Origin of the sequence: Sorangium sp. So ce406, from assembly GCF_051474675.1 — a bacterium.
In the GTDB taxonomy this organism is placed as follows: Bacteria; Myxococcota_A; Polyangia; order Polyangiales; family Polyangiaceae; genus Sorangium; species Sorangium cellulosum_G.
In genome coordinates this window covers 11,259,610-11,278,334 of record NZ_CP150340.1, presented here as the reverse complement: position 1 = coordinate 11,278,334, position 18,725 = coordinate 11,259,610, and the positions used below count along the sequence as shown (strand labels likewise).

The 18,725-nt window shown below is 73.9% G+C and carries 13 protein-coding genes; 8 read left to right on the top strand and 5 right to left on the bottom strand.

The window, feature by feature from the left end; genetic code table 11:
- The first annotated feature begins 77 nt into the window (after window positions 1–77).
- From WME96_RS42430 to WME96_RS42420, 3 genes are read left to right on the top strand one after another with little or no spacing between them, the layout of a single operon-like run.
- Window positions 78–1,319 carry a TolC family protein gene (locus tag WME96_RS42430; RefSeq protein WP_437287220.1) on the top strand — a complete coding sequence of 414 codons (1,242 nt, stop codon included), beginning with the start codon at window positions 78–80 and terminating at the stop codon, window positions 1,317–1,319.
- Window positions 1,316–2,695 (top strand): efflux RND transporter periplasmic adaptor subunit, encoded by a 1,380-nt coding sequence (locus tag WME96_RS42425; RefSeq protein WP_437287219.1) that lies wholly within the window; start codon window positions 1,316–1,318, stop codon window positions 2,693–2,695. Before WME96_RS42430 ends, WME96_RS42425 begins: the two co-directional genes overlap by 4 nt.
- Window positions 2,685–6,149, top strand: a complete 3,465-nt coding sequence (locus WME96_RS42420) for an efflux RND transporter permease subunit (protein WP_437287218.1) — start codon at window positions 2,685–2,687, stop codon at window positions 6,147–6,149. Before WME96_RS42425 ends, WME96_RS42420 begins: the two co-directional genes overlap by 11 nt.
- Window positions 6,150–6,178: 29 nt before the next feature.
- Here the strand turns inward: WME96_RS42420 and WME96_RS42415 are convergent, their stop codons facing one another.
- Complete coding sequence (locus WME96_RS42415; RefSeq protein ID WP_437287217.1) at window positions 6,179–6,574, bottom strand: four-helix bundle copper-binding protein; 396 nt, start codon at window positions 6,572–6,574, stop codon at window positions 6,179–6,181.
- 510 nt (window positions 6,575–7,084) lie between these two features.
- On the opposite strand from WME96_RS42415, the gene WME96_RS42410 reads away from it, so the two are divergent.
- From WME96_RS42410 to WME96_RS42395, 4 genes are all read left to right on the top strand, one after another.
- Window positions 7,085–7,303 (top strand): heavy-metal-associated domain-containing protein, encoded by a 219-nt coding sequence (locus tag WME96_RS42410; protein WP_437287216.1) that lies wholly within the window; start codon window positions 7,085–7,087, stop codon window positions 7,301–7,303.
- 213 nt (window positions 7,304–7,516) lie between these two features.
- Window positions 7,517–8,008: a UPF0262 family protein gene (locus WME96_RS42405; protein WP_437287215.1), complete on the top strand. Its 492-nt coding sequence runs from the start codon at window positions 7,517–7,519 to the stop codon at window positions 8,006–8,008.
- A 49-nt stretch (window positions 8,009–8,057) separates the two neighbouring features.
- Entirely contained in the window at window positions 8,058–8,180 is a 123-nt protein-coding gene (locus WME96_RS42400) for a hypothetical protein (protein WP_437287214.1), read from the top strand.
- A 154-nt stretch (window positions 8,181–8,334) separates the two neighbouring features.
- On the top strand, window positions 8,335–8,805 hold the full coding sequence (locus WME96_RS42395; protein ID WP_437287213.1) for a DoxX family protein: 471 nt from the start codon (window positions 8,335–8,337) through the stop codon (window positions 8,803–8,805).
- A 98-nt stretch (window positions 8,806–8,903) separates the two neighbouring features.
- On the opposite strand, the gene WME96_RS42390 is transcribed toward WME96_RS42395, so the two are convergent.
- Window positions 8,904–12,071, bottom strand: a complete 3,168-nt coding sequence (locus WME96_RS42390; RefSeq protein ID WP_437287212.1) for an efflux RND transporter permease subunit — start codon at window positions 12,069–12,071, stop codon at window positions 8,904–8,906.
- A 7-nt stretch (window positions 12,072–12,078) separates the two neighbouring features.
- Window positions 12,079–13,176, bottom strand: coding sequence for an efflux RND transporter periplasmic adaptor subunit (locus WME96_RS42385; protein ID WP_437287211.1), 1,098 nt, complete (start codon window positions 13,174–13,176; stop codon window positions 12,079–12,081).
- Window positions 13,177–13,393: 217 nt separating this feature from the next.
- On the opposite strand from WME96_RS42385, the gene WME96_RS42380 reads away from it, so the two are divergent.
- A complete protein-coding gene (locus WME96_RS42380) occupies window positions 13,394–14,023 on the top strand; it encodes a TetR/AcrR family transcriptional regulator (RefSeq protein ID WP_437287210.1) in 630 nt (209 codons plus the stop codon).
- Between the two features lie 34 nt (window positions 14,024–14,057).
- Here WME96_RS42380 and WME96_RS42375 read toward each other — a convergent pair whose 3' ends face one another.
- Entirely contained in the window at window positions 14,058–14,867 is an 810-nt protein-coding gene (locus tag WME96_RS42375) for an MATE family efflux transporter (protein ID WP_437287209.1), read from the bottom strand.
- Window positions 14,868–15,005: 138 nt separating this feature from the next.
- Window positions 15,006–18,656, bottom strand: a complete 3,651-nt coding sequence (locus WME96_RS42370; RefSeq protein WP_437287208.1) for a Kelch repeat-containing protein — start codon at window positions 18,654–18,656, stop codon at window positions 15,006–15,008.
- Between the last annotated feature and the right edge of the window lie 69 nt (window positions 18,657–18,725).

The following is an 18,725-nucleotide window of genomic DNA, read 5'->3' as shown; positions in this document are numbered from 1 at the left end:
CTGCGCCGGCCCCGGCGGGCGTCACCGGCGGCGAGCGCCAGCGACCGGACGGCACACCGCGTGCTCTGGCCGGGGGCATGAAGTCGCGACTGTTCGCCGCCGTGCTCGCGCTGGCGTCGCTCGGCGGCGCGCAGTCCGCGCAGGATGAGGAGCCCGGGCTCGACGCCATCGTCGCCGACGTGCTCGCCCGGAACCCCTCGCTGCGCGCGGGCGCGCTGCGGCGGCGCGCGTTCCAGGACGAGGCCGCGGCGGCCGGCGCGTGGCCCGATCCCGCGGCCAGCGTGATGGTCGATCGCCTCCCGATGGGCGCGGAGATGCCCATGATCCGGTACGAGCTCTCGCAGATGGTCCCCTGGCCCGGGAAGCTCGAGCTGATGCGCCGGGCGGTGGAGCAGCAGGAGAGCAACGCGGCCGCGGAGCTCGCGGTCCGCCGGCTCGACCTGCGCCTCGAGGCGAAGCGCGCGTATTTCATGCTGCTGCGGAGCGCGAAGCGCCGCGAGGTCACCCGCGCCGGACGCGGCCTCGCGGTCCAGATCGCCGGCGCGGCGGTCGGGCGTTACGCCGCGGGCCAGGCCGGTCACCACGACGTGGCGCGCGCGCAGGTGGAGGTCGCGGCGATCGACGTGGAGCTCGTCGACCTGGAAGGCGAGCGCGCCGCCATGGTGGCCATGCTGAACGCGCTCAGGGACCGGCCCGTCGACACGCCGATCGCCGATCCGACCGGCGCGATCTCCCCGATGCCCTCGGCCGGGCTCGCGGCGCTCGTCGGCCGGGCCGGCGCGGCGCGGCCCGAGCTCGCGGGGATGGCGGCGATGCGGGCCGAGGCGCAGGCGATGGCGGATATGGCGCGCAAGGAGCCGTACCCGGACCTCATGACGGGCGTGTGGCTCAACCAGAACATCGGCGCCGCGCCGTCGTTCGGCGCGATGATCGGCGGCACGATCCCGATCTTCGGCGCCGCCAAGCAGGGGCACCTCGCCCGCGCCTTCGACGCGCGCGCGGACGGCGCCGCGGAGGACCGGGCGGCGATGCGCGCGATGATCGCGTCCGAGGTCGCCGGCGCCTGGCACCGGGCGCAGGCCGCGGCCCGGCAGATGGAGCTCCTGCGCGCGGTGGCGCTGCCGAAGGCGCGCGAGAGCTTCGAGGCCGCGATCGCGGGCTACGGCACGGCGGCGGCGGACCTGGTCGCCGTGCTCGACGCGCGGCGCGCCCTGCAAAGCGCGGAGCTCGCCGTGGCCGAGGCCGTGGTGCGCCGCGAGATCGCCCTCGCAGAGCTCGAGCGGGCCGTGGGTGGGCCGCTCGGTGGAGATGGACAATGAAGCGGACCCGTTCGATCGCGCTCGCCGCCGCGGTGGCGCTGCTCGGCTGCAAGGCCCCCTCGCCCGCGACCGACGACGGGCACGCCGCGCACGCGGCCCCGACCGCCGCGCCGGCGCCGGTCGATCCCCACGCCGGTCACGGGGCGCAGCGGGCCGAGCCCGCCGCCGGCGACCCGCACGCCGGCCACCGGGCGCCCGCGGCCCAGCCAGCCGCTGGCGACCCCCACGCCGGCCACCGGGCGCCCGCGGCCCCGCCAGCCGCCGGCGACCCCCACGCCGGTCACGGGGCGCCCGCGGCCCAGCACGCCGCCGCTCGCGCCGGGGAAGGCTCCGCGACGCCGATGAGCCCGGCGGGCTACGCCCCGGTCTCGCTGGACCCGGCGCGCCTCGGCGGCCTGGCGCTCAGCACGGCCGTGGTCGAGTCGCGGGAGCTCAAGCGGCCGCTCCGCACCGTGGGCGTCGTCGCGCTGGACGAGACGCGATCGGCGCACGTGCACGCCAAGGTCCGCGGCTTCGTCGAGCGGGTCGCCGTCGACTTCGTCGGCCGCAAGGTCTCCGCGGGGCAGGCGCTCTGCTCGCTGTACAGCCAGGAGGTCTTCGCGGCGGAGCTGGAGTTCGTGGCGCTGCTCGAGCGCGCCGCGGGAGGGCCGATGCCCGCGGGAGAGTTCGGGGCGGCCGAGCGGCGCGCCCAGGAGCAGCTCCTCGCCGCCGCGCGCCGGCGCCTCGCGCTCTGGGACGTTCCGAAGGCGGAGATCGCGCGGCTGGAGGCGACCCGGCAGCCGCAGCGCACCTTCGCCCTCACCGCGCCGCGCGCCGGCGTGGTCGTGGCGAAGCAGGCCGTGGACGGCATGTTCGTCGAGCCCTCGCTGGAGCTCTACACCATCTCGGACCTGTCCCGCGTCTGGGTGCTGGCCGACGTGTACGAGCGCGACGTGCCCCACGTCCGCGCCGGGGATCACGCGCACCTCCACGTCGAAGGGCGCGAGGGCGCGCTCCACGCGCCCGTCGCGTTCGTCCCGCCGACCGTGGACGAGGCCACCCGCACGATGAAGATCCGGTTCGAGCTCGACAACGCCGACGGCTCGCTCCGGCCCGGCGCGTTCGTCTCCGTGACCATGGATCTGGCGCTCGGCGAGGGGCTCTCGGTCCCGGAGAGCGCGGTGATCCGGACCGGCACGCGCGCCGTCGCCTTCGTTGTCCAGGGTGACAGGGCCGAGCCGCGCGAGGTGAAGCTCGGCCCGCTCGTCGGCGATCGCTACCGGATCGACGCGGGCCTCTCCGCGGGAGAGCGGGTCGCGACAGGGGCGCAGTTCCTCCTCGACTCCGAGAGCCGGCTCCAGGCCTCCAGCGCGCCGAAGGGCGGCCATGTCCACTGAGCCGCCGCGCCGCGACGACGCGCCGGCGGCGCCGCTCGGCGTCATCGCGCGCCTGATCGACTTCTCCGCCCGCAAGCGGCTCTTCATCTTCCTCATCGCCGCGGCGCTCACCGCCCTCGGGCTGTTCAGCGCGCGGCGCTCCCAGCTCGACGCGCTGCCGGATCTCTCGGACACCCAGGTCATCGTGGCGACCGAGTGGATGGGCCGCAGCCCGACGCTCATCGAGGATCAGGTCACCTATCCCGTCGTCACGTCGTTCCTGGGCGCGCCCAGCGTGAAGACCGTCCGCGGCTTCACGATGTTCGGGATGAGCTTCGTCTATGTCGTCTTCAAGGACGGGACGGACATCTACTGGGCGCGATCGCGCGTCGTCGAGCAGCTCGCCAAGGTGAAGGACAGCCTGCCCGAGGGCGTCACGCCGCAGATCGGCCCGGACGCGACAAGCGTGGGATGGGTCTATCAATATGCCCTCGTCGACGAGAGCGGGGAGCACAACCTCCAGGAGCTGCGCTCGTTCCAGGACTGGCACCTTCGCTACTGGCTCCAGGGGCTGGAGGGCGTCGCCGAGGTCGCGAGCGTGGGCGGCTTCGAGAAGGAGTACCAGATCCAGGTCGACCCGGCGCGGATGAAGGCGCGGGGCGTGTCCGTGGGGCAGGTCGCCGCGGCCGTCCGCGGGGCCAACACCGAGGTGGGCGGGCGCGTGATCGAGATGGCCCAGCACGAGTACGTGCTCCGCGGCCGGGGCTACGTGCGCGGCAGGGAGGATCTCGAGGACGCGGTGGTCGCGACCGACGCGCGCGGCACGCCGATCCGCGTCCGCGACGTCGCCGACGTCACCGTGGGCGGCAACCTCCGCCGCGGCGTGGCCGAGCTCGACGGCCGCGGCGAGGTCGTGGGCGGCATCGTGGTGATGCGCCACGGCGAGAACGCGCTCGACGTCATCGAGCGGGTGAAGCGCAAGATCGAGGAGGTGAAGGGCTCCCTGCCGCCCGGCGTGGAGGTCGTGCCGGTCTACGACCGGAGCGAGCTCATCGTCGGCTCGGTGAAGACGCTCTCGACCAACCTGGTCCAGATCCTGGGCGTGGTCATCCTTGTCATCTTCGTCTTCCTCTTCCACCTGCGCTCCGCGCTGGTGGCCGCCATCGCGCTCCCGGTCGCGACGGCCGCGACGTTCATCGCTTTCTATGCGCTGGATCTCTCGATCAACATCATGTCGCTCGCCGGGATCATCCTGGCGCTGGGCGACATGGTCGACTCCGCCTGTGTGCTGGTCGAGAACGCGCACCGGAAGATCGAGGCGGCGGAGCGCGAAGGGCGCGAGATCCCGCGCGCGGAGATCGTCATCGGCGCCGCGCGCGAGCTCGGGCCCTCGATGTTCGGGGCGCTGCTCGTGCTCACCATCGCGTTCTTGCCCGTCTTCACCCTCGAGGGCGAGGAGGGCCGGCTCTTCCGGCCGCTCGCCCTGGCCAAGACCTTCTCGATGGCGTTCGCGTCGCTGTTCGCTGTCACGCTGGTGCCCGCGCTGATGGTGACGTTCCTGAGGGGCCGGATCACGCCGGAGGCGCAGAATCCGATCAACCGCCTCTGCATCGCGGCCTATCGCCCCGTGCTGCGGGCGTGCCTGCGCCGCCGCGGCCTCGTCATCGCGGCCGCCATCGGGCTGATGGGGGCCACGGTGTACCCGATGTCGCGCCTGGGCTCGGAGTTCATGCCGCCGCTCGACGAGGGCGACCTGCTGTTCATGCCCGTCACGGTGCCGGGCATCCCCATCGCCGAGGCCCGGCGCCTCCTGGCCTGGCAGGACGCGCAGATCCGGAGCGTGCCCGAGGTCGAGCGCGTGTTCGGCAAGGCGGGGCGCGCCGAGACCGCGCTCGACCCGGCCCCGCTCTCGATGTTCGAGACCGTCGTCCGGCTGAAGCCGAGGAGCGCGTGGCGGCCGGGGATGACGCGGGAGAAGCTCGTGGCCGAGCTCGAGCAGAAGACGGCGACCCCCGGCGTGCAGGGCGCGTGGACCATGCCGATCAAGGCGCGGATCGACATGCTCGCGACCGGGATCCGGACGCCGATCGGGCTCAAGGTCTTCGGGCCGGATCTCGAGGTGATCAGCAAGATCGACGACGACCTGGAGCGCGCGCTCAGGGACGTGCCCGGGACGCGGAGCGTCTATGCGGAGCGCGAGCTCGGCGGCTTCTTCCTCGACATCACGCCCGACCGGCAGGCCATCGCCCGGTACGGCCTCAGCGTGCGCGACGTGCTCGACGTGGTGGAGAGCACGATCGGCGGCATGGATGTCGACACCACCTTCGAGGGGCGCGAGCGCTACCGGGTGAGCGTGCGTTATCCGCGCGAGCTCCGGGACAACATCGAGGCGCTGCGCGACGTGCCGGTCCCTGTCGCCCCGCTGTCGCCGCGCCCGCTGCCGGTCGGGAGCGCCCCGGCGGCGATGGGCGGCGCGACGTCCGCGGCCTTCGGCGGGGGCATGGCCGCGAGCGGCATGGGCGGCGATCCGATGGGAGGCGCCCCCTCCCCGGCCGAGATCGCGCGCCTCGCCGGCGGCGGCGGCGGCGCGATGGGCGGCGGCGCGATGGGCGGGAGCGCCGCCATGGCGAGAGGCCCCGCCGAGGGGCCGGCGCGCGCGGCGTTCGTCCCGCTCGGGCAGCTCGCCAGGATCGAGACGGTCATGGGGCCGCCGATGATCAAGAGCGAGATGGGCTCGCTCACGGGCTGGATCTACATCGACACCTCGACGAGCGACGTCGGCGGCTACGTGGAGGCGGCGAAGGTGGCCGTCGCGCGCGAGGTCGAGCTGCCCCCGGGCTATTACCTCAAGTGGACGGGGCAATACGAGCTGCTCGAGCGCGTGCGCGAGCGACTCGCGTACATCCTGCCGCTCACGCTCGGCATCGTGTTCGTGATTCTTTATCTGAACTTCGGCGGAGCGGCGCAGACGCTCCTCGTGATCACCGGGGTGCCGTTCGCCGCGGTGGGCGCGATCTGGACGCTCCACGCCGCCGGCTTCAACACCTCGATCGCCGTGTGGGTCGGGATGATCGCGCTCCTCGGCGTCGCCGCCGAGACAGCGAGCGTCATGATCGTGTATCTCGACGAGGCGTGGGCCAGGGGGCGTGAAGCCGGCACGCTGGCGAGCGTCGACGACCTCATCCAGGCCTCGCTCGAGGCGGGCGCGAAGCGCGTGCGGCCGCTCCTGATGACGGTGCTCACCAACGTGTTCGGCCTGCTCCCGGTGCTGCTCGACGACGGCGTCGGGTCCGACGTGGCCAAGCGCATCGCCGCGCCCATGTGGGGAGGGCTGGTCTCGCTCACGCTGCTGACGTTGCTGGTGATCCCCGCGATGTACGTTGTGTGGAGGAGCCCTCAGCTCCGCGGGGCCGCGCGCGCGGCGCCGCCGGCTGTCGCTCCGGGGGCGGCGGCGGAGCACGCCGCGCAGGGCTGACGGCGCCGCGCGGCGGCGCGGCGGCTGGCTCAGGGCACGCTGTGGTGTCCCGCGCCGGCCGCCCCGCCCGGCCGCATCTGCGCGACCTGCTGGCACGCGGCGGCGCAGTGGCGGCAGGCGTCGGCGCAGGCCTTCATCTGCGCGTCGCCCGCGAACCTCTCACAGCTCCGGGCGCAGCGCTCGCAGATGTCCGCGCACGCGGCCGTGACCTGGTTGTGCTGCGGCGAGGCGCGCAGCAGCATCGTCCCGGTCGTCTCGCAGATCTCGGCGCAATCCTGCAGGAGCTGCATGTGGGAAGGCTCCACGTGGGGGCCTCCCATCTGGAGACAGTGCTGGATCGACTGGACGCAGATCGACTGGCAATTCTGGGCCTCGGTGGCGGTGTCCTGGAAAGCCTTGCTCAGGGTCGTCCCCTTGTGCGCCATATGTTCCTCCCTGATTTCAATGACACTTCTCGGTTTTCTTCGAGCTCATGTCCTGCATGCTCGCCTGACATGACGCCGGCCGGCGAGTCGACAGGTTTGCCGAGTTCACCAGGTTCGTCATGTCGGAGCGCTCCGTAACCGCGGCTCGGACGAAGGACGAACGAGCTCCGATGTCGCGGATGCGTTCGCGCCATACCGCCCACCGGTGCGTCTGCGGTGCTCGCCGAGCGCCCGGGCGAGATCGGATGCGGGTCGTCATGAACCAGGAGACGAACGCCGGGGCGCTTGTGACCTGCACGGTCACATCGACGCGCCTGCTGGAACCGGCGGAGCCGGTGTCACGGGGAGCGCGCTGGAGCGCATCGCACGGACCGCGGCGCAGGCGGCCTCTGCGGGGCGGGCACAGCGCGCGCGGCCGGACGGACGCGGCCGCATCGGCGGGGTGTAATGAAGCGGGACGGCTGCGTCTTCGGGGGTGAGCGGCCAGCGGGTCGCCGGAAGGAAGACACCATGAAAGAGACCATCCTCCACGTCGACGGGATGAGCTGCCCGTCCTGCATTCGCCACATCGACAGCGCGCTCCGCGCCCTCGACGGCATCGCCAACGTCGAGGTGCGCCTGCGCGAGGGCACCGTCGTCGTGCGGCACGACCCGGCGAGCGCGCCCGTGGACGCGCTCGCCGAGGCCGTGCGCGGGGCCGGCTACGACGTGCGCCCCCGCGCCGCCTGAGGGCGCGCGGCGCCCGGGCGCTCGTGGCCCGGGATCTGCGGAATTGCCCAGGACGTCGGGGAGGCCGGACGGAGATCGGGCATGCAGGGAACGACGGTATAACGTGTATATCCTGGAGCTCTGATGAGCTCTGCTCCTCCGGATCCTCCCACGTTTTCCAGCCCTGAGCCGTTACCACCGTGAGACGTGAGCGCTAGGATGAGCTCATCCTGTATGCCCGTTCACGCGATTCGAATCGAAGAGCGCCTCTGGTCGAGCGCGTCGCCGCTCCGAAAGCAGGAGTGGCGCACGATCACGACCGACATGGTCTCCGACGAGCCGCCCTGGCCCTCGCGCGAGCCGTGCACCCTGATCGCCGGCTACGACGACAGACACCTCCACTTCGTCTTCACCGGGACCTCCAGCTCGGATGACGCCCTCGCCGTCGCGCGGGCGGACATCGCGCCGCTCGTGAGCGAGTACGCGGACCTCATCAGGAAGCTCTCCGGGGGCGATCTCCACGCCGCGCACATCGAGGCCCTCGATATGGCCAAGCGCGTCGTCCACGACGCGGGCGCAAGGCGGATCGGCGCGCTCCTCCCCGACCTGAGCCCGAGCTTCGCGACGCGCCGCCGCTTCTTCTCGCTCGTCGTCTCGCTCACCGTCGACACGACGCGGCTCGGCCCGCTCCCACCGCATCTGCACGACTCGAGGCGCGCGCGGTAGACCGCCGAGCAGCGCGAACGCGCACGATCTCGAGAGCGGCACGACCGTCGTGCTCGCGCTCGGCCAGCACTTCGCCTGGCGCATCGTCGCCCCGGAAGGCCAGGACGTGTTCTGGACCAACGGCGGTGATTACCGCTTCGAAGGCCAGATCGCGGCGTACCGCGCTCCCTGAGCGCGACGCACGCGGCCGGCGCCTCACGACTCCCGCCGTGCGCGGGAGCGGGCGCGCCGATCTCGCCGGGACGTGACGGGCCGCGCGGCGGTGCGGCGGCGCGGCCGCGCGAGAGGACGGATGAAGGCCTCGGCGCCCGATGTATCCTGCGGCCATGAGCGCCACGCCCCGCCAGAGCCTGATCCGCCGGATCACAGAGACGCGAGCCCCCGCGGCGGCCGTGTTGATCCGCATCGCCGTGGGCAGCGTCTTTCTGTCCGAGGGGATCCAGAAGTTCCTCTTCCCGGCCGAGATCGGCGCCGGCCGCTTCGCGAAGATCGGCCTCCCCTCGCCGGAGATCCTCGGCCCCTTCGTCGGCGCCGTCGAGATCGCCTGCGGGTCGCTCGTCCTCCTCGGCCTCGCGACGCGCCTCGCCGCCGTGCCGCTCATCACCATCATGCTGGTCGCGATCGCGTCGACGAAGGTCCCCATCCTCGTGAAGCGCGGGTTCTGGGCGATGGCGCACGAGTCGCGCACGGACTGGGCGATGCTGCTCGGGGCGCTGTTCCTGCTGATCGTCGGCGCGGGCCCCCTCTCGCTCGACGCGCGGCTCGCCCGGCGGGGCGCCTCGCGGCCCCCCCGGTAGGACCCCGGCCGCGCCGCACAGCCGCGCGCGGCCCCGTCACGATCACCCCCGGCGGGCGCGCGTCGCCCCGCGCCCGGCCCGCGCCGCCCGGGCGCGCCTCACTCGCCGCCCGCCGGCGCGCTGGCCTCCGGCCGGCCGAGCAGCGCGTCCAGCTCGGCCTCGCCGCGGTCCTCCGCCGCCTTGCTCCGGCGGCGGCGCAGCCACTCGGCCGCGTCGTCGAAGAGCGAGTAGGCCACCGGCACCGCGAGCAGCGTGAGGACGAGCGAGAGCGACTGCCCGCCGAGCACGATCGCCCCCGTCGTCCGGTTCTGGCCCGAGCCGACGCCGTGCGAGAGCACGAGCGGGATCATGCCGGCGACGAAGGCGATCGTCGTCATCAGGATCGGCCGGAGCCGGTCCTTGTTCGCCTGGAGGATCGCCTGGAGCCGCGGCATGCCCTCGGCCCGCAGGTGGTTCGTGTGATCGATCTGGAGGATCGCGTTCTTCTTCACCACGCCGAAGAGGACGAGGAGGCCGAGCCCCGAGAACAGGTTCAGCGACTGGCCGAACAGCTTCAGCGAGATCAGCGCGAACGGGACCGTGAGCGGCAGCGAGAGCAGGATCGTCACCGGGTGCAGCCACGACTCGAACTGCGCCGCGAGGATCAGGTACATGAACACGAACGCGAGGCCGATGACGACGACGAAGCTCGTCGCCGTGCTCGCCGTGTTCTTCGAGCTCCCCACCGCCTGCGTGGAGTAGCCCGCCGGCATCCGCTGCTCGGCGATGATCCTGTCGAGCGCCGCCTGCACCGCCGTGTCGCCGACGCCGGGGGCGGAGTTCGCGCTGATCGTGATCTGCCGGCGCCGGCCGAGGCGGCCGATCGAGGAAGGCCCGCTGTCGGGCTCCATCGCGACGACGCTGTGGAGCGGGACGGCGCCGTACTTGGACGACGGCACGGTGAGGAACGAGAGGCTCTCCGCGTCGGCGCGGTACCTCGCGTCGGCGCGCATGCGGACGTCGTACTGCTCGCCCGCCTCCGAGTACGTCGAGACCTTGAGCCCGCCGACGAAGAGCTGGAGCGCGCCGGCCACGTCGGCCACCTGGACGCCGAGATCCGCGGCGCGGTCGCGATCGATCGTCGCGCGGAGCTCGGGCTTGCCGACGACCAGGCTGTTGTCGACGTCCACGGCGCCGGGGACCTTCCGGAGCTCCTCGGTGATGCGCGCCGCGTACTCCGCCAGGCGGTCGAGATCCGGGCCCTGGAGCGCCACCTGGATCCGCCCCGTCGACTGGCCGCCGGACGAGATCGCCTGCACCTCGCCGGCCGTGACGCGCAGCTCGGGCGGCAGCTTCGCGAGGACCTCCTCGCGCGCCTTCTGCATGATCTGGAGCTGCCCGAGCGCGCGCTGCTCCGGGTCGACGAGCATCACGTAGATCTTGGCGACGTTCGAGGCCTGCTGCTCCCCCTCGCCCACCGTCATCAGCGTGCTGGTGACGCCCGGGAGCCGGCGCACGTCGTCTGCGATCCGCTCGGCGATGAGGCGGGTCGAGGTGAGGCTCGTGCCCTCGGGCGCGCGCATCGTGATCTCGAACTGCGCCTGGTCGTCCTCCGGGAGGAAGCCGGCGGGCAGCGTTTTGGCGACGGGGAGGCACGAGCCGAGCGCGGCCGCGGAGGCGACGACGACCACCCAGCGGCGCCGCATCACCCACGCGAGCGCGGCCATGTAGGCGCGCTCGACCGGCCGGTAGAAGACGTCGACGGCGCGCTCGAGGACCGAGGGCGCCGCGCGCTCGCCGTGGCGCCGGTGCCCCGAGAGCCACCGCGCGGCGAGCGAGGGGGTGAGGGAGAAGCTGACGATCAGCGAGACGCCGATGGCGAAGGCCATCGTGAGGCCGAAGCTCTTGAGGAAGCGCCCCACCATGCCGGGCATGAACGCGACAGGGATGAAGACCGCCATGAGCGAGAGCGTCGTCGCGAGCACCGCCATGCCGATCTCCCGGGTCGCCAGGACGGCGGCCGGGAACGGCTTCATCCCCTTCTCGTCGATGTAACGGACGATGTTCTCGAGCACGACGATGGCGTCGTCGATCACGATGCCGACGGCGAGCGCCAGCGCGAGGAGCGTGAGGAAGTTGAGCGTGAAGCCGGCGAGCCACATCACCGCGAACGTGCCGACGACCGAGATCGGGATCGCGAGCGCGGCGATGAGCGTGCTGCGGGCGTTGCCGAGGAAGAGGAGCACCACCACGGCGGCGAGGAGGGCGCCGAGCACGAGGTGCTCCTTCACGGCGGCGATGCCCGTGCGGATGACCCGCGAACCGTCGCGCACGACCTCGATCTTCGTCCCCTCGGGCAGCGAGCGCTGCACCTCGGCGAGGCGCGACCTCACCTCGTCGACGACGGCGACGGTGTTCTGGCCCGACTGCTTGACGACCGAGAGGAGGACGGTGCGCCGGCGGTCGAGCTGGGCCCACGTCTTCTCCTCCGCGCGATCGTCCTCGACGCGGGCGACGTCCGAGAGGCGCACGGCGCGCCCGTCCTTCTCCCGCAGCACGACGCGGCCGAGGGCCTCGGGCGAGTCGACGCGCCCCATCACGCGCAGCGTGAGGTCCTCGGGGCCGGTCTCGACGCTGCCGCCCGGGGTCATCAGGTTCTGCGCCGCGATCGCGCGCTGGACCTCGGCCGCGGTGATCCCCTGCGCCCGCAGGGCGATCGGGTCGAGCCAGACGTTGAGCTGCCGGCTCTGCGCGCCGATCAGGGTGACCTGGCCGACGCCGGAGATGCCCTCGATCTGCCGGCGCACCTGCTTGTCGGCGATCTCGCTGAGGTCGCGGATCGGCAGGTCCGACTCGACGGACACGAGCAGGACCGGGGCCGCGCCGAGGTCGATCCGGCTCACGATCGGCGGGTCGATGCCCTTGGGCAGGCTGGGCAGGACGGCGTTGATCTTGTCGCGCACCTCCTGGGCGGCGACGTCGGCGTCCTTCTCGAGCTCGAAGCCGACGACGACCTGGCTGACGCCCTGGGTCGACGTCGAGCGGAGCTCCTCGATGCCGCTGATGGTGTTCACGGCGCCCTCGATCCGGTCGGAGATCTCGGCCTCGACCTCCTCGGGCGCGGCGCCGTCGAGGCGCGTCGTGACGACGACGTACGGGACGTCGATGTCGGGGAACTGGTCGAGGCCGAGCCGGGTGTACCCGGCCGCGCCGACGACCACGATGATCAGCATGAGGACCGACGCGAAGACCGGCCTCTTGACGCAGACGCGAGCGAGCCACTGCATGACGACCTCACTCCACGGCTTGGCCGTTCTGGAGCGCCTCGGACGGTTGGATCACGATCGCCTCGCCGGCGCGGACGCCGCGGAGGACGGCCACGGCGTCGCCCTTCTCCGCGCCGAGCTGCACGACGCGCTCCTCGAGCCGGCGATCGACGACGGCGAACAGGTGCGCGCGCCCGTCCCGCGGGACGACGGCGGACCTCGGCACGACAAGGCTGGGGGCCTCGCCGGTCGCGAGCGCGATGGAGGCGAACATGCCCGGCCGCAGCGCGCCGTCCGGGTCCTGCACCTCGGCCTCGGCGACGAGGTCGCGCGTTGTCTCGCGGACCGCCCCGCCGATCCAGCGCACCGTGCCCGCGAACGACCGCCCGGGGTACGCCGGCACCGTGAAGGTCAGCGCGCCGCCGGGCCTGACGGCCGCGAGGTTCGCCTCCGGCACGCTGAACGAGAGGCGCAGCGCGCCCTTGGAGACGAGCGCGACGACCCGTGAGTCGTGGCGGACGTACTCGCCGACGTCGACGAAGCGCTCGGTGATCGTGCCGTCGAACGGCGCGCGGATCTGGCCGTCGCCGACGCTCTGCGAGGCGGCGCGGGCGCGAGCGGCGGCGGCCGCGACCGAGAGCGGGGCGCTCCGGCACTGGTCGGCGATCCGGTCGTGCTCGGCCCGGGAGATCGCGCCGCTCTCGAGCAGCGCCCTGGTGCGATCGCACTCGCGCCGCGCCGTCTCTTCCTGGGCGCGGGTCAGCGCGGCGTTCGCCTGCGCCTCGGCGGCGGTGAGCGCCGCGGCGCGGACGTCGAGGCGCGCGAGCAGGTCGCCCTTCTTCACCTCCGCGCCGCGCTCGACGAAGGTCTCGAGCACGCGGCCGGCCGCGTTGGCGGCCAGGTCGGTCTGCTGATCCCCGCGCAGCGTGCCGGTGAGCGCGAGGCTGCGCGGCATGGGCGCCTCGCGCGCCGGCGCCGTCTCGACGCGGACGGGCGGCGCGGCCGCCTCGGTCGCGCCCGGGGCGTCGGAGGCGCTGGCCTTTGTCGCGCAGCCCGACGGGGCGGCGGCGAGCGCGGCGAGGAGGAGGAGGCTTCCGGCGCGGCTGGACGTCGTGGTGGTGCTCAAGGGTCCCTCGGGGCGGTGTCGGTCACGGGCGCGCGGGCTCGCCCGCGGGGCGCGCCCGCGCCTGGGCCATCGCAACCGATAGTTGCAATCGGATATAACACGGCCGAGGACGATCGCAACGATCGGTTGCGGTGATCGCAACAAAGAGGTGCGATAAGCGACCCCGTCGCGAGATTGCGCTGGCGTGTGCGGCGTGACCGAACTTCAATGACGGCCGATGCAGGCGACGGCGAAGCGGACGGCGAAGCGGGGCTCCGCGAAGAAGCGCGCGCTCGTGCGGGGCGAGCCGGTCGTGCGCGGCATCCTGGCCGCGACGCTGGAGGAGCTCGCGAGCGCGGGCTACCGCGCGCTGCGGATCGAGGACGTGGCGACGCGCGCGGGGGTCAACAAGACCACCGTCTACCGGCGCTGGCCGACGAAGGAGGACCTGGTGCGCGCCGCGCTGCTGTCGATCACGGACGAGAAGATCATCCCGCCGGACACGGGCTCTCTCCGCGGGGATCTCCTGGCGTTCGGGCGCGCGATCGTCGAGATCCAGACGTCGCCGGTGGGGCAGAGCCTCTTTCACGTGTTCCTCGCGGAGGGACCCGACTCGGAGCTGATGGCCATCGCGCGCTCGCTGCGGGCCGTCCAGGAGGCCGGGGTGCGGGCCCTCGTCGAGAGCGCCGTCGCGCGCGGCGAGCTCGCGCCGGGCGCCGATCCGATGCTCCCGTGCGAGCTCCTCGCCGCCTACCTCCAGCACAAGATGATCGCGGATCGCGCGAGCGTCGACGACGCCCAGCTCGCCCGCGTCGTCGACGCGATCCTCCTCGGGGTGCTGCGCCCGGAGCGGCGGGGCGCGATCTGAGCCGCCGCGGCGCGGGGCCGCGCGCGCGGGCGGCTCAGACGGCGACGCTCCTCCAGCGGCCGCGCGCGTAGGCGACGGCGAGGAGCGCGCTGCGGCAGATCCAGTCGGCGGTGCTGCCCATCCAGACGCCGACGAGCCCGTGGCCGAGGGTCACCGCGAACAGCCAGGTCCCCCCGAGCCGCACGAGGAGCGAGGAGACGAGCGTCACGGCGAGCACGGTCCGGGTGTCGCCGGCGCCGCGGAGCCCCATGCCCATGACGGTCGCGAACGCCATGAACGGCTGCGCCACGGCGGCCACGGGGAGCGCCCGGGCGCCGAGGGCGAGGAGCTCGGGGTCGCTCGAGAACGCGCGCAGGAGCGGGCGCGGGGCGAGCGCGAACAGGGCGCCGAAGGCGGAGAGGGCGAGGATCGCCATGAGGGCCGCGATGAGCGCGACCCGCGCGGCGTCGCGGGGGCTGCGCGCGCCGAGGCGCTGCGCCATGAGCGACCCGGCGGCGATGCCGAACCCCTCGGCGGAGAGGAAGCAGACCGACTCGATGGCGATGAGGGCCTGGTTGGCGGCCATGGCCGTGGCGCCGAGCAGCCCGATGATGGCGACGAAGCCCATGTAGCCGGCGTGGTAGGCCGAGCGCTCGGCGAAGGCGGGCGCGGCGACGCGCAGGACGCGCGCGAGCGCGGCGGCGTTGGCCTGGCGGGGGGTGAGCGGGTCGGGGGCGGCGGAGGCGGCCAGCGGGGCGGCGGAGGGCGCCGGCGGGGCCGCGGAGGGCGCCGGCGGGGCCCGGAGGGGCAGCGGGCCCGAGCGGGACAGCAGCGCCGCGGTGAGCAGCAGCGCCTCGGTCGCCATGGTGCACGCCACGCCGACGGCCGCGCCGCGCACGCCGAGCGCGGGCAGCCCGAGGTGGCCGAAGATCAGGACGGCGCTATCCGTGAGGCGGTCGCGGCGCTGCCCCTATGGCGGCGCCGCAGGATCAGCGCGCGCCCGTCACGGCCTCACGGCGGCATCGCACGCGGACCGTGAGGACCGCCGCGCATCGCGGCGGCGGCGGCACAGCCGGCCCAGCGCGGCGGCAGCGCCGAGCAGGACGGAGACAGGCGCGGCGTCGCGCTCGCCGGAACCGCCGACGACGCTGCAGGAGCACGACGGGGCCTGCGGCGCGTCGATGGGCGGGACGCACTCGCCGGCGAGGTTGCACACGTTGCCGTCGACGCAGTCGCTCACCGACGTGCACGGCCTCGCGCAGGCCTTCCCGCCCGGCGGGCAGGCGTACGGGGCGCAGCCCTCGTCGCCGTCGCCGACGACCAGGAGCGTCCTGTCGCCGTCGCAGCTCGGCCCTACCTCCTCGAGGTCGGCGCACACACCGTCGAGGCAGACGAAGTCCTCGATGCAGTCGGCGCTGGAGTCGCACGACGTCTCGCAGGAGCTCTCGTCCTTGCACCGGAACCCGCCGTTCTCGCCGCCGCAGCGCTCGACCTCGGCGTCCTGCTCCTGGCCGTTCCCATCACAGAAGAAGCGCGTGAGCATCGCGGGGCCGACATCGCAGTTCCCGTCCGGGCAGGTGCACGTGGAGGTCCTCGCGCTCGCGCCCTCCACAGGGAACATGCACAGGGCGTCGGTGGCGCCGCCGCAGTAGCCGGCGCACGCGCCCTCGCCGGGGCAAGCCTCGCGGCGGAAGGAGCCTCCGGTGTTGGGGTGCGGGGCCTCGCGCTGCTCGTCCGTGCCGACGGGCGTGCACCGGCCGACGTTGTTCACCACGTCGCAGGCCTGACACGGGCCGTCACACCGGTAATCGCAGCAGAAGCCGTCGACGCAGTTGCCCGAGACGCACTGGCGATCGCGGGTGCACTCGGCGCCGTTGGCGAGCCGATCGAGGCACAGGCCCGACCCGGGCCGAGCGCCGCCCTCACCACCGCCGGCGGAAGCGGCCGAGCCGCCGCCGCCAGCTCCGCCCGAGCCGGCGTCGGCGCTTGTCGAGCCGCCGCCGGATCCGGCCAGGCCGCCGCCACTTCCGGCCAGGTCCCCGCCAGTCCCGGCCGCACCGCCGCCGCCGGCCGCACCGCCGCCGCCGCCACTCGCGGCCGCGCCGCCGCTCGCGTCGCCGGTCCCGGTGGACACGCCGCCAGCGCCGGCCGTGCCGCCGCCGCCCGCGCCACCACCCCCCGCGCCAGCCGTCGCGCCGCCCGCGCCGTCGGACCGAGAGCAGGCGTCCGGATCGCCCACGCCGACCTCGCACCAGCCGCTCTCGTCGCAGTCGCAGTCGTCCAGGCACTCGAAGACGCACCTGTCGTCCTCGCCGCAGCGCCCCGGCTTGCAGTCCCTCGTGGACGCGTGCGCCACCGCGCGTCCCAGGCCGTCGCAGCGGTTGTGCACCTCGATCTGCTGGACGCAGACGATCGGGAGCTCCGTGTCCAGCCTGGCGGGACCGCAGGCGCCGTCGCTCCCCGTCCCCTTGCCCGCCGCCGTGCACGAGAAGCACTCCTGGTCGCACGCCTCGTTGCAGCAGACGTGCTCCCGATCGGAGCAGTGCCCCGAGGCGCATTCCTGGTCGCCCGCGCAGGCATCCCCGTTCGGCTTCACGAGGAGCTGGGCGCTCGCCAGCACTGCGCTCGACGCGCCGAGGCCCCCCGCGACGAGCACCGCCCGCCCCGCGTCGATGTCGTTGCCCGCGTTGACCAGGACCGCCGTGTGCTCCCGCCGGGCGTCCTGGGCAGCGGAGCCGCCCGCGAGGGCGAGTCGGCTGAAGAGCCTGGCCGCCGGATCGTAGGTCTCGGCGGTGGAGAGCGCGGTCGTGCCGTCGTAGCCGCCAGCGACGAGGATGTTGCCGCTGGGCAGGAGGCTCGCTGTGTGATGGGCGCGCACGTCGTGCAGGGAGATCGGCGTGCGCTGGACCTCGAAGCCTCGCCTCGTCGGGTCCGTCACGCCGTCGTGGTAGATGTCGATGGTGCCGACGTAGGCGCCCGCCGTGACCCGCGTGGTGCCGCCGATGAGGACCACCTCGCCCGAGTCCTGCGATGTGGCCTCATGGCCGATCAGCGCCACCGCGCGATCGATCAGCGTCGCCGTGTGGAAGCCGCGGAGGGAGCTCATCTGCGCCGACATGGACCTCCCGGGCGGGGACACCGCGGAGATCGCCTGGAAGGTGCGCGTGCCCTCGTCGAAGATCTCGGCCGAGCCGAGCGCGGCGCCCGAGAGGACGAAGCCGCCTGCGACCAGCACGTTCCCGGACCTCAGTCGGACGGCCGTGTGGGCATGGCGCGACGTCGCCATGCCGCCGACGGCCACGAGCGCGCTCGTGACGGGCGCGCCGCCGCCCGGTCCGAAGGAGCTGAAGGTGTAGAGCGACGCGGTGCTCGTGGGCTGGTTGAGCGGATCTGCGAGGCCGCCCGCCAGCAGGACCGCGCCCGGGTCGAGGAGGGTGGCCGTATGGTTGAACCGGGCCAGCGATGACTCCGAGTCCCTCACGAACTGGCCTGTGGCCGGGTTGTAGACCTCGATGGCCGCGATCGGCGTACCGCTGGCGCGGTTGCTGCTGCCGCCCACGACGACGACGGCCGGCGGCGGGGACGCCGGGGCCGGGGACGGCGGCGGGAGCTGCGTGAGCGCCGTGGCGGTGTGGGCGCCGCGCGCCACGTCCATGGCGTCGGTGCTCGCGAAGGTGCGGTCGAGCGGGAAGTACAGCTCGGCCGTCGCCAGCGCCGCGCCGGAGGCGTTGAAGCCGCCGGCGATGAGCACCGGGCTCGCCGGGTTGGTCGGGTCGATCACGGTGGCGGTGTGCCGCGTGCGCGGCTCGATCATCTGGTTCTTCGTCGAGATCCACTGCGGATCGACGAGCGCCGGATACGCGACGCCGGCGGGCTGCCACGCGACGACCACGGTGCACGCCGGCGCGCCGGGCGGCGTGACGGGCCGGCCCCACGGGGCGCGGGGGCTCGCGTCGAACGCGCAGCCCTCGACCGAGAGCGAGGCCGGGACGCGCGCGCCCGTCGCGTCGACGACGTAGGGGGGCGCGACGCGCAGCCGGGGTGAGCCGGCGGCGTCGAGGAACTCGAGCGTTCGCTCCACGAGGCGGAGGCCTGAAACGGCCGTGACGTCGACGCGGTAACGGAGCTCCTTGTGCTCGGGCTCCTCGTCGAAAACGACGAAGTCCTCGGTGCCATTCGGGAGGACGCGGTGCAGGACGTCGCGGGCACGACCGCCCTCGGCCCGGAGCGCGCCCGTGTAGAGGACCAGGTCGCCATCGACGGCAGCGGGCACGTCGGCGGCGCTGGCGAGGGAGAAGCTGATCGAGACGGTAGAGGCGCTGTCGGCGAGGCGCACGGGGCCGGCGGCGCGCGGGGGGAGCTCGACGGACGCCGCGGCGTCCGGCGCGGCGGCGCGCAGCGCGCCGGCCGCTGTCGGCGCGAGGGCCACGGCGGCGCGGGGGCCGAAGGCGCCGGCGAAGCGCGCGCGGATCGCGGCGATGCGGGCGCGCGCGGCGGGCAGCGCCGCCTGAGGCGACGCGGCGCCGGGCGGGGGAGAGCGGCGCGGGGCGCTCTCGTCGGAACAGCCGAGCGCCTGGGGGAGGACGGCGCACGCCGAGAGCAGCACAGCCGTTCGCAGCCTGGAGCCGAGTCGCAGCACGCGGTGGTCTTGCAAGGGGGGCGTTCCGTGGTCGGCGCGGCGCGCGCGACGTGAGGGGGTCGACTCGAGCCATCCTAACAGAAG

Bases quoted from the DNA above. Each gene is read 5' to 3' on its own strand.
- WME96_RS42430 (WP_437287220.1), top strand. From the start codon at position 78: ATGAAGTCGCGACTGTTCGCCGCCGTGCTCGCGCTGGCGTCGCTCGGC.
- WME96_RS42425 (WP_437287219.1), top strand. From the start codon at position 1,316: ATGAAGCGGACCCGTTCGATCGCGCTCGCCGCCGCGGTGGCGCTGCTC.
- WME96_RS42420 (WP_437287218.1), top strand. From the start codon at position 2,685: ATGTCCACTGAGCCGCCGCGCCGCGACGACGCGCCGGCGGCGCCGCTC.
- WME96_RS42415 (WP_437287217.1), bottom strand. From the start codon at position 6,574: ATGGCGCACAAGGGGACGACCCTGAGCAAGGCTTTCCAGGACACCGCC.
- WME96_RS42410 (WP_437287216.1), top strand. From the start codon at position 7,085: ATGAAAGAGACCATCCTCCACGTCGACGGGATGAGCTGCCCGTCCTGC.
- WME96_RS42405 (WP_437287215.1), top strand. From the start codon at position 7,517: ATGCCCGTTCACGCGATTCGAATCGAAGAGCGCCTCTGGTCGAGCGCG.
- WME96_RS42395 (WP_437287213.1), top strand. From the start codon at position 8,335: ATGAGCGCCACGCCCCGCCAGAGCCTGATCCGCCGGATCACAGAGACG.
- WME96_RS42390 (WP_437287212.1), bottom strand. From the start codon at position 12,071: ATGCAGTGGCTCGCTCGCGTCTGCGTCAAGAGGCCGGTCTTCGCGTCG.
- WME96_RS42380 (WP_437287210.1), top strand. From the start codon at position 13,394: ATGCAGGCGACGGCGAAGCGGACGGCGAAGCGGGGCTCCGCGAAGAAG.
- WME96_RS42375 (WP_437287209.1), bottom strand. From the start codon at position 14,867: ATGGCGACCGAGGCGCTGCTGCTCACCGCGGCGCTGCTGTCCCGCTCG.